Source organism: New Jersey aster yellows phytoplasma, assembly GCF_002554195.1.
Classification (GTDB): Bacteria; Bacillota_I; Bacilli_A; order Acholeplasmatales; family Acholeplasmataceae; genus Phytoplasma.
The window spans coordinates 1-10,517 of record NZ_MAPF01000057.1; the positions used below are offsets into that span (position 1 = coordinate 1).

The following is a 10,517-nucleotide window of genomic DNA, read 5'->3' on the forward strand; positions in this document are numbered from 1 at the left end:
GATAGTTTTTTGTTTTTAAGATCTAAATAATGAAAACTAAGTATTCTTTTTTACTATCCAAAATTAATTTGGTTTATGTTATGATAAAAGTAAATGATAAAATAATTTAAAACTTATTTCTTTGAAAAACCAAAATAATATAATATTACAAAACAAAAATTAATAATAAAATGCAATTAAGTGCTTTTATGTTGTTTAATTAATATTTAGATTGAAGGAAAATTTTATGTCATCATATTATAATAGATTTTTTGGCTTTATTCTTAAAAAGCAATAAAAAATTATCAAACGAATTTTTTTCTCCTTTTTTATCCCAATTAACAAATAATATCACAAAACTAAAAAACACCCAAGAAAAAAAACAACACCAAAAATTATTACAAACAAACAAAATCAACAATTAAATCAAAGATTGCAAACCCTAAATAACAAACACAATACCCAAACAAAACAAATACAAGAAAAATACAATCACATATTATTAAACATTTACGAACAAATAGAAAAACTACAAACCAATAAAAAAACAATCCTCCAAAAATACAAATCACAACAAGAAAAAATCCAAACTCTTTTAAATCAAGAACTTATTTATCAAAAAAACAAAAACAACGATAAAAACCTCCAATTAAAAGAAATCTTACAAAAAGAACTCCAAGAAATTACCAAAAAAACAATCAAAAAGAAACCACCCTTATAACTAATCTAAACAACAAAAATAACAACATTAATAATTTATTAATTCAAATTGAAAAAGACAAACAAAAATTAGAACTCAAAAAGAAAAAACTTAACCAAGAATCCAAACAAAACTTTTATACTACTGATTTCAACCTCAATCAAAAAAACACCAATTTATTAAAACAACTAGAAACAACTCTTAATTTACAAGAAAAAGACAAACAAAAAGCAATTAACATCTTAGAACAAATAAAGACTACCAAAGAACAAACTTATCAAAAAAACATTACCAAAACTCACAAACTATACCAAAATAAACTAAGTATAAATGACAAAAAACTAGATATCATCAAAGAAGCTTACCAACAAGAAAGAACTTTAATCCAAGAAAAAATGAAAGCTTTTTTTCTCCAAATAAGACCTTTTCCTTTTATAAATATACCAATTCTTTTCAATTACCAAATTGAAACATCCAAAAAAGCTCTTTTTTACAATCAACAAAAAAACTGCCTTTCATACCAAAACCAAAAATCTTTATGGAGCCAACAATATCACTTCATCAATCTTTTACACCAAAAAGCAATTAATATGTGGCATTTAGAACATTACAAACAAAACAAATACAAACACATCTACCAGCAAACCTTAGAAAAAATTTATCATCTAATCCACCAAAAAACAAATTATTTATTCTTCCAAAAAATAAACGGCATAAAAGAACAAATAAAAACAGTTCTTAACTTACATCTCCAAGAAACAGCTATATTTGATAATCAAAAAGACTATCAAGAAACTTTCTTTGCTTATCAAAAAACTCTTTTAGCCTTACAACGTAAACAAAACAATTACCAAATAGATTATTATTATCATTTCTTTGAAAAAAAACAAGAATTTGAACTTAAAACTAAAAGTATTGCCTTGCAACTAAAATTAGAAAAAACCAAAATCCAACATTATTATTTAGAACAAATAACTACTTTAAAAAAAGAAATTAACAACTTCCAAACCCAATTAACACTTAATAAAATATTTCAAAAAGATGATTTTCTAACCTTCAAACTTACCCAAGAAAAGGAAAAATATCTCTTTTTACAAGACGTCACTTTAATGCAAAAAGATATCTATTTATTATTACAAACCCAAAATATAGAACTTTTACAAACTTTAAACATTTTACTAAACAATTATCCATATTGGCAAAAAGAAAGCACATTATTAGAACAAACTTTACAACAAACCCAATTACAAATTAATACTTTTGCAAGCAATTATCAAAATAAAACTTGCATTATCAAACAAACTATCTTAGACCAAATAAAAACTATAATTGAAAACAACTTATTTACCATCATTCAAAAACAATTTAATCAAACAATTTATCTTTTACAAAAAAAACACCAATTAAACCAAACTAACCTACAAAATGAAATTGATCTTAACGAACAAATAATAGCTTTTTATGACAAACAATTAACCTTTCTCAATCAAAAAATAAATACTGAAAAAAATAAAGGAATACAAGGATTTTTCCACAAATACAAACAAAAAGGAACTGACCTATATCCCCTTTTATACAAAATCAAAACTCACAAAGAATATTATGAAAAAAATATCAAAAAACTAACACAAAAAAAAGATAAAGCAACCAAAAAGCACAAACATATTTTAGAAAAAACAACTATCAAACACCAAAAAAAATCAATAAAACAAAACTTAAAATAACTAAGCTTTTAAATTTATGGCACTATTTAAAACCTGTCTCCAAAAACATTGCAATTACTCCTTTAATAAATTTCAAAATATCAAACAAATCTTTTTTTCAATGCTTGCCAAAAAACAATAACAAATGTTATCAAAGATATTTTGTTCTATAATGATTATCAAAAAAACATTTATCAATGTTTAAATAATTTACTCCAAGAAAAAATAAAAAAAGAACAAAGTTTAATTCAAACAACTATAAATACAACTAATACAATTAAACACCTTAACAAAGTTTTTTACAGCCAAAATGAATTAATAAAGAATTTTATACATACTTCTTTAGAAAAAAAATTTAAACAAAATCAAATATCTTTATTACAAGAAATTACTAAAACAATTAAATCCAAAGAAAAAAGTTTAACCCAAACAACTAATTTAATGAAAGAAAAATTAGGATTATTAAACGAAAATCTAAACGATGCTCTCATAAATCTTAATTTATCATGGCAACAAACACAAAAAGAATTACGCCAAAAACTATCAAACCTAAAAAAAGAAGCCCTCCTCAATTTTGAAAAAAAAGACAAATTATTTTTTCGAAAACAAAAAAATAGCAATCAAACAAAAAAACAACCAAATATTTAAACATTTCATAAAACAAAAAGAAAAAATATCCCAATCATTTACTCAAAAACGAAAATCTAATCACAAAAAAATAACCAAAATAGGAAAACAAATCCAAAAAACCAAAAAAAATTAATTACTAAAATTAAACTAACTAATTTCAAAACCAAAATCAAAACTATCTTTTTTAAAATGTTCTTTTTTTTGGCAAAAACAAAAAGGGAAATTCAAAATAAAACACCAACAAAAACAAATTACCAAACAAATCCAAAAAACTATTGAACTTGATAAACAAATTTCTTAAAGCAAAAAAATATTAAAATTATAAATAAATATAGTAATAAATTTATTAAAAATATAGTAATAAAACAACTTATCAAAACAAACAAAAAAAACATCATTCATTACAACAATATTTAAAATCTCATTTGCATTTTTATTTTTTTTAATATATAATTAAAGATTGAGATAAAAAGTAAATTTTCACAAAATGGATCAAAAAAAAAAATAAGAAAGGAGGAAAAATGACGTCCTCAAATCAAGTTTTAATTGAAATTAAAAACTTATCCAAAAACTTTTCTATCAAAAAAACTTTTTAAAACCAGATACCTTACTAAAAGCGAACCAAAATATTAATTTATCCATTTTCAAAGGCGAAACATTATCCGTAGTTGGAGGTTCTGGTTCAGGAAAATCAACTTTAGGGCAAGTTCTTCTGCAACTTATAAAACCCACTTCAGGCAATGTTTTTTATTACAAAGAAACAACGAAAAAAGCCAAAGAATTCAAAGAAAAAAAGACAAAAGACATTGAAAAAATTGATTTAACTACTTTAAGTAATAAAGAAAAGCGCTTTTTAAGAAAAGATTTGCAAATTATTTTCCAAGACCCTTTTTCTTCTCTTAACACTCATCTCAAAATATCAGATATCATTGGCGAAGGACTTTTAATCCACAAAATGATAAAAGGTAAAGAAGACCCTAAATATCAAAAAATGATTCTAGATATCATGAAAAAATGTGGCATTGATAATTATCTTTATGATTGTTATCCCCATCAACTTTCAGGCGGCCAAAGACAAAGAATTTCAATTGCAAGAGCTTTAATCATTAAACCTAAATTTGTTGTTTGCGATGAAATAGTATCAGCATTAGATGTATCAATTCAATCCCAAATTTTAAACCTTTTAAATGATTTAAAAAAAGATTACCAAATAACTTTCTTGTTTATTACTCATGATTTAGGAGTTGCTCGTTTTTTAAGTGACCGCATTTGTGTAATGCATTTAGGAAAAGTAATTGAAATAGCACCTTCAGAAAGTATTTTTAAAAATCCTTATCATCCCTACACCAAACAAATTATAAATGCTATCCCTAAATTAAAAACCCAAAATAAAGTTTTAGAAGAAATTCCAATCACCTACGAAACTAAAAAATTTAGATTTTTATTTCAAACTCAAAAAAAAGACCTAGATTGGCATCAAGTAGCCCCTAATCATTTTATTTCTTGCACTTTAAAAAATAAAGCTACTAAAATGTAAAGGAGCAAGATATGAGTTTATTAAAAGTTATCAATCTACATACTTATTTTGAAACAAAAAAAGGCTTAATCAAAGCAGTTTGTGGTGTTTCTTTTGAAGTCCAAAAAGGAAAAACTTTAGGAATAGTCGGAGAATCTGGTAGTGGTAAAAGCCAAACTGCAATTTCTATTCTCAAATTATTTGAAAAAAACCAAAAAATTTACCAAGGCGAAATTACTTTTGAAAATCGTATTATTTCTCAATTTAGTGAAAAAGAAATGCAAAAAATCAGAGGAAATGAAATTGCTATGATTTTCCAAGATGCCATTTCTAGCCTTAACCCTGTTTTTAAAATCAAAAATCAAATTATAGAAGTTCTAATGCTTCATAAAAAACTTGATTACGATCAAGCTTATAAAAAAACTCTTGATATTTTGGAAAAAGTCCAAATTCCTAACGCCCAAAGAGTGATGAATTCATATCCTCATCAACTTTCAGGAGGAATGTGTCAAAGAATAATGATTGCTATGGCATTAGTTTGTAAACCTAAACTTTTAATTGCTGACGAAGCAACTACTGCTCTAGATGTAATCGTCCAAAAAGAAATTCTTAACTTAATTGCTTGTCTACAACAAGAACAAAACACTTCTGTTTTATTTATCACACATGATTTAGGAGTAGTTTCTCAAGTAGCCGATGATATTATTGTCATGTATCGAGGAAAAATTGTAGAAAGCGCCAAAACATCACAAATATTAAAAAATCCCCAACACACCTACACTAAAAGCTTACTTAATAATTTTTTAAAAACTGGGCTTGGTTATCATAATTTTTAGTTTGGATTTATCTTAATTATATAGTTATTTAAAAACATATGATTAAAATATAATTAAACCATAAATTTAATTAAACATTAAAATATTTTATAAAAATTTAAAAAAGAAGAAAATAAAATTATATGATAAAAAAACAAAATATTAAATTATTGATATTAGGTTTTATAGCTATTTTCATTATTGTTATTTTTACTTATCATTTAGTTAAAGATTCAATAGAAAATAAAGACAATACAACTATCAAAATAGCTTCTAATACCGATATTAATGGTCTAGATCCAACTAAAAAAGAATTCAGCCAAACAGCTATAGGAAATCGTTTTTTTCGTTGTATCCATGATAATTTATTATCAGTTAAAATTGATGAACAAAATAATGAAAAAATAATTACTAAATTAGTTGATAAGTGTGAAAAAAAGGCAAAGAAATTACTTTTACATTAAGGAATAATGCATATTTTCATAACGGCGAAAAAGTAACATTCGAAGACATTGAATTTTCAATTAATAGAGGAAAAGAAAATAAAAATGATATGTATAGTTTTGTTGAAAATATTCAAAAAATAGATAATATCCAATTTAAAATCACCTTAAAAAATGATGTAGTTTTTTGGGATTTTTATTTTACTCATTTTATTAGAATTTTAAACAAAAAAGCTGTAGAAAAAAATCCTAATGAAAGTCTTAAAATTGGTACAGGTCCATACAAATTAAAAGAATGGGTACCAAATGATTTTATCTTATTAGAACGTTTTGACAAATATTATAATGGGGAAACTAGCAACAATGCTCCTGAAAAAATATTAATAAAAATTATACCAGACCCAGATACTGTTTTACAAGAAATAGAACAAGGAAATATTGATGCTACCTTTAACTATCCATTTGAAAGAATTACAGATTTAGAATCGCAAAAATTATCAAACATTAAAATTATTGAAGGCGAAGGCATTTCTGCTCAATATTGTTATATTAATAAACAATCTACAACTTTAGAAGTAAGAAAAGCTATCACAAAAGCTTTAGATATTTCTAAATATATTAAAGATTTACAATTAAAAGCAAACCCTTTAGAAAGTTATATTCCGAATGGTTTAATAGGGTATGATAAAAACTTGAAACATAATCCAACCAATGTTGAAGAGGCAAAAGAAATAATTAAAACCCTTCCAATAGAAAACAAAACATTAAAATTAGGAATAGCCCAAAGCAAACCCTTGGATTTAACAAAAAAATAGTAGAAGGTTTAAGGGAAGTAGGATTTACAGTCGAATTAGAACAAATGGAATTTAATGCTCTTATAGAAAAATCAATAAATACCAATGATTTAAACATATTATTTATGGGAGAAAATTACGATTTAGAATACGGTCATAAAGTTTTATGTGATTATTTTATACAAGGAAAAGGTTATAATTTTTGTCATGTGGATGAAAAAGATGAAAATAAAATAAAAAAAATTTAGAAGCTGGTTTGAAAGCTAAGGATTCAAAAACATTTGAAAAATCAGTTCAAGATGTAAATAAATACATCCACGACCAATTTTATATCATTCCTTTATATTCTTCAAAAAATTTCACCATTACGACTAGCAAAATACAAAAGGGACTCAAAACCAATAAATTTGGTCATTTTGATATTACTCAAATAAAAAAAATATAATACGAAATCAAATATTAAGTAAAGAATTTGTTTTATAAATATTAAGATTGTGAGGTTTATTTTGATTAAATATATTTGTAAAAAAATTTTTTACGCTTTTACTATTTTTATTGCAGTTATAATAATTAGTTTTTTTGTTATTACTTTAATTCCTGGAGACCCTATTTCTGCTATGTTTGAACAACAAAAACCAAGCCCAGAAGAAATAAAACGCATAACACAAGACCTAGATTTAAATCAAATGTTTCCCCAATATATAAAAAAATATTTTCTAAATTTGATTTTGGAAAATCTTATCATAAAAATCAAATACCAGCTTTAGAACTTTTTTGGGAAAGTTTTACAAAAACCTTTCAATTAGCTTTTTTTAGCTGTTTGATAGGTTCTTTATTGGGTATTTTATTAGGCAACTTATCAGCCTTTTTTGATAACACCAAGAAAAGCACTCTATTAGAATTTTATGCTATTTTAATGATTTCTACTCCTGCTTTTATTATAGGATATCTATTGCGTGTTTATTTAGCTACCAATAGAGGTATTCCTATTTTTGCTATTTCAGGATGGAATAATTTAAGATGCAAAGTTTTGCCCATTTTAACTCTATCTTTGGTAATTAGTGGTTCGGTATTAAAAACTACCAAAACCAAAATAAAAGAATGTTTAGCGCAACCCTATATTAAAACAGCCTATGCTAAAGGATTATCAAAAAAAACATCATTTTTAAACACGCCCTCAAAAACGCTTTAATCCCTATTGTTGCTCATATTGGCTTACTATTTAGTTTTTTAATTGGTGGTTCTATTATAACAGAAAAAATATTTAACATAAGAGCAGTAGGAACTTTAATGTTGGAATCTTTTGAAAATAGAAATTATCCTGTACTTCGTTGTTGTATTATTTTATTAGCTTTATTTATAGCTATTTTTAATTTATGTCTAGATTTAGTTTATTTTTGGTTAAATCCTAAAATAAGCAAAGGGGATAAAAACCAATAGAAAGAGGTAACAAATTTGAATATTAATAAAAAAATATCTATTTTTTTTCTATAAAAAATCAAATAACTAAATTTTTGCAAAATAAAAATATTATAATTGGATGCTCTTTTTTAACTATTTTAGTTTTAACTATTTTAATAATATCTTATCTACCTTATGATTATAAACCTTTTAATTCCCAAAACCAAAAACCTTTACAACAAATCAGTTGGAATCATTTAATGGGAACTGATTCTACTGGATATGATTTATTTAGTCTTATTTTAGAAGGTGCCAAAATTACTTTACAAATAAGTTTTTTTGCTGTTATGATTAGTGCTTTTGTGGGTGGTTTTTTAGGAATTCTATCTGGTTATTTTCGTGGTATGTTTGATGGTATTATTAATTTTATATGTGATATTTTAGTAGTATTCCCTGATTTTATTTTAGCTATTTTAATTATGTGTTTTTTCAAAAAAGGGATTCTTGCTTTAATTATTGTTTTGAGTATTTCCCATATTCCCACCTTTATTCGTTCTATTAGAACTAACACTATGCAAATCAAAGCTAAAAGTTTTATTCAAGCATCCAAAGCTTTAGGAGCAACCCACATGCATATTATTTCCAAACACATTTTATCCCACATATTAGCTCCTTTTATAACCAGAATAATACTTAGTATGAGCAGCATTATTTTAGCTATATCAGCATTAGGAATGGTTGGTTTAGGGCTTGATCCTAACGTTCCTGAATGGGGCAGAATTTTATTTGAAAGTAAAAGCCATTTTAGATTCCATCCTCATTTATTTTTTGGACCTTTCGTTGTCATTTTATTAACTAGTTTATCCTTTAATTTAATAGGCAAAGGCTTAATCCAACTTTTTAATCCAAAAGAAAAACATTAAAATTTTAAAAAAAGAACAAACATAACCAAACCAAAAAAAATCAACAAATTCAAAAAGGAATTCTTATATGTCGATTAATTATCAAAAATTAGAACAAAGGTTTGAAAAAATTGGTCGTTTAAAAAATATTATCAATATATTACGCTGGGATATGGCCTGCAACATTAAAAAAGGCTCCCAAGAAAGTCGTACTTTTGAAATAATTGATTTAACCCGAATTATCAAAAAACTATTAATTTCCCAAGAAACCAAAAATTGGGTTTCACAAGCACAACAAGAACAAGAAACTCTCAATTCTTGGCAACAAGCTAATCTACGAGAAATAACATCCAAAATACAATCAGAAGAAATAATCCCTGAAGAACTAAAAAATAATTTAATTTTAGCAACTACAAAATCAGAGCTAATGTGGAGACAAGCCAAAAAAAATAATGATTATAACAGCTTCAAACCTTATTTTCAAAAAGTACTCAATTACACCAAAGAAATAGCAAACCTCAGGTCCCAAAAATTAGGCGTTTCTTTGTATGATGCTCTAATCTATCAATACGACTATGAAATGACTGCTACCAAAAACAAACAAATATTTAACGTAATCAAAGAAAAATTACCACCTTTAATGAAAAAAATTTTGCAAAAACAAGAACAAGAAAAACACCTTTACAAAGATATTGCAATGCCTTTAGAAAAACAAAAAAATTAAATCAAATAATTATGCCAAAAATAGGATTTGATTGCAATTATGGTCGCCTTGATGAATCAATCCACCCTTTTTGTGGAGGCACTCCTTATGACGTTCGCCTTACTTCCAATTATAATACAAACAATTTTTTAGATAGCTTTTTAGCAACTATACACGAAGTAGGACATGGTTTATACGCCCAAAATTTACCCCAACAATATAAAAATCAACCAGTAGGAGCTCCACGAAGCTTTTCTTTTGATGAAAGCCAATCTTTATTAATGGAAAAACAAGTTGCTAAATCTCAAGAATTTTTAACTTACTTAGTAGATATTTTAAAAACAGAAGTAAACTTTTACAACCCTTCATTAACTCCACAAAATTTATTTAAACAAGCCAACCAAGTTAAACCTGATTTTGTTCGTATTTATGCTGATGAAGTAACTTATCCTTTCCATGTTATTTTACGTTTTGAAATTGAAGAATTATTAATTTCTAATCAGTTATCTTTAAATGATTTACCTCACTTTTGGGATTGCAAAATGAAAGAATATCTAGGAATTACACCACCCAATGTAGGTCTTGGATGCTTGCAAGATATTCACTGGCCTCAAGGAAGTTTTGGTTATTTCCCTAGCTATTTAAATGGAGCTATTTTGGCATCCATGATAATGAAAAAAATTAAACAAGCAAATCTCAATATTAAAGAGAGTTTTAAAACAGGAAAATTTGAAACTTTAAATCAATATTTAAACAAAAACATAAGAAACTGGGGTTCTTTTTATACCAACCAAGAATTTGTTTTCAAAGCAACAGGCATGCCCCAAATTAACCCTGAAACCTTTTTACAATATTTAGAAAATAAATATTTGAATAATTAATTTAATAATATAAAAAAAAAAAAACGAACTCTTCTTGTAAGAAGTCTTTT

At 25.3% G+C, this 10,517-nt stretch carries 10 protein-coding genes and 2 pseudogenes; all 12 read left to right on the forward strand.

Going from position 1 to position 10,517, the window contains the following annotated elements; all coding sequences use genetic code 11:
- The first annotated feature begins 412 nt into the window (after nt 1-412).
- The 12 genes and pseudogenes from BBA70_RS02765 to BBA70_RS03990 all read left to right on the forward strand — a co-directional run bounded on the left by BBA70_RS02765 (nt 413) and on the right by BBA70_RS03990 (nt 10,467).
- Nucleotides 413-700 (forward strand): hypothetical protein, encoded by a 288-nt coding sequence (locus BBA70_RS02765; RefSeq protein WP_252861611.1) that lies wholly within the window; start codon nt 413-415, stop codon nt 698-700.
- A gap of 374 nt (nt 701-1,074) precedes the next feature.
- The gene (locus BBA70_RS02770) at nt 1,075-2,403 is read left to right on the forward strand and encodes a hypothetical protein (protein ID WP_252861612.1); all 1,329 of its coding nucleotides are present in this window, start codon (nt 1,075-1,077) and stop codon (nt 2,401-2,403) included.
- A gap of 141 nt (nt 2,404-2,544) precedes the next feature.
- Nucleotides 2,545-3,030 carry a hypothetical protein gene (locus BBA70_RS02775; RefSeq protein WP_252861613.1) on the forward strand — a complete coding sequence of 162 codons (486 nt, stop codon included), beginning with the start codon at nt 2,545-2,547 and terminating at the stop codon, nt 3,028-3,030.
- Nucleotides 3,031-3,652: 622 nt separating this feature from the next.
- Nucleotides 3,653-4,549, forward strand: coding sequence for an ATP-binding cassette domain-containing protein (locus BBA70_RS02780; RefSeq protein ID WP_252861618.1), 897 nt, complete (start codon nt 3,653-3,655; stop codon nt 4,547-4,549).
- Between the two features lie 11 nt (nt 4,550-4,560).
- Nucleotides 4,561-5,364, forward strand: coding sequence for an ABC transporter ATP-binding protein (locus BBA70_RS02785; RefSeq protein ID WP_011412807.1), 804 nt, complete (start codon nt 4,561-4,563; stop codon nt 5,362-5,364).
- A 122-nt stretch (nt 5,365-5,486) separates the two neighbouring features.
- Complete coding sequence (locus BBA70_RS02790) at nt 5,487-5,807, forward strand: hypothetical protein (RefSeq protein ID WP_252861614.1); 321 nt, start codon at nt 5,487-5,489, stop codon at nt 5,805-5,807.
- The gene (locus BBA70_RS02795; protein WP_252861619.1) at nt 5,792-6,601 is read left to right on the forward strand and encodes an ABC transporter substrate-binding protein; all 810 of its coding nucleotides are present in this window, start codon (nt 5,792-5,794) and stop codon (nt 6,599-6,601) included. Before BBA70_RS02790 ends, BBA70_RS02795 begins: the two co-directional genes overlap by 16 nt.
- A gap of 44 nt (nt 6,602-6,645) precedes the next feature.
- On the forward strand, nt 6,646-6,828 hold the full coding sequence (locus BBA70_RS02800) for a hypothetical protein (protein ID WP_252861615.1): 183 nt from the start codon (nt 6,646-6,648) through the stop codon (nt 6,826-6,828).
- A gap of 258 nt (nt 6,829-7,086) precedes the next feature.
- The gene (locus BBA70_RS02805; protein ID WP_252861616.1) at nt 7,087-7,347 is read left to right on the forward strand and encodes a hypothetical protein; all 261 of its coding nucleotides are present in this window, start codon (nt 7,087-7,089) and stop codon (nt 7,345-7,347) included.
- 68 nt (nt 7,348-7,415) lie between these two features.
- Nucleotides 7,416-8,020, forward strand: a pseudogene (locus BBA70_RS02810) (ABC transporter permease).
- 74 nt (nt 8,021-8,094) lie between these two features.
- Nucleotides 8,095-8,904: an ABC transporter permease gene (locus tag BBA70_RS02815; protein ID WP_252861617.1), complete on the forward strand. Its 810-nt coding sequence runs from the start codon at nt 8,095-8,097 to the stop codon at nt 8,902-8,904.
- Between the two features lie 67 nt (nt 8,905-8,971).
- Nucleotides 8,972-10,467: pseudogene (locus BBA70_RS03990) on the forward strand (carboxypeptidase M32).
- Nucleotides 10,468-10,517 lie beyond the last annotated feature (50 nt).

What these genes read in the sequence shown, in the direction of transcription:
- BBA70_RS02770 (WP_252861612.1), top strand. Translation starts at nt 1,075, where the DNA reads ATGAAAGCTTTTTTTCTCCAAATAAGACCTTTTCCTTTTATAAATATA.
- BBA70_RS02785 (WP_011412807.1), top strand. Translation starts at nt 4,561, where the DNA reads ATGAGTTTATTAAAAGTTATCAATCTACATACTTATTTTGAAACAAAA.
- BBA70_RS02790 (WP_252861614.1), top strand. Translation starts at nt 5,487, where the DNA reads ATGATAAAAAAACAAAATATTAAATTATTGATATTAGGTTTTATAGCT.
- BBA70_RS02800 (WP_252861615.1), top strand. Translation starts at nt 6,646, where the DNA reads ATGGAATTTAATGCTCTTATAGAAAAATCAATAAATACCAATGATTTA.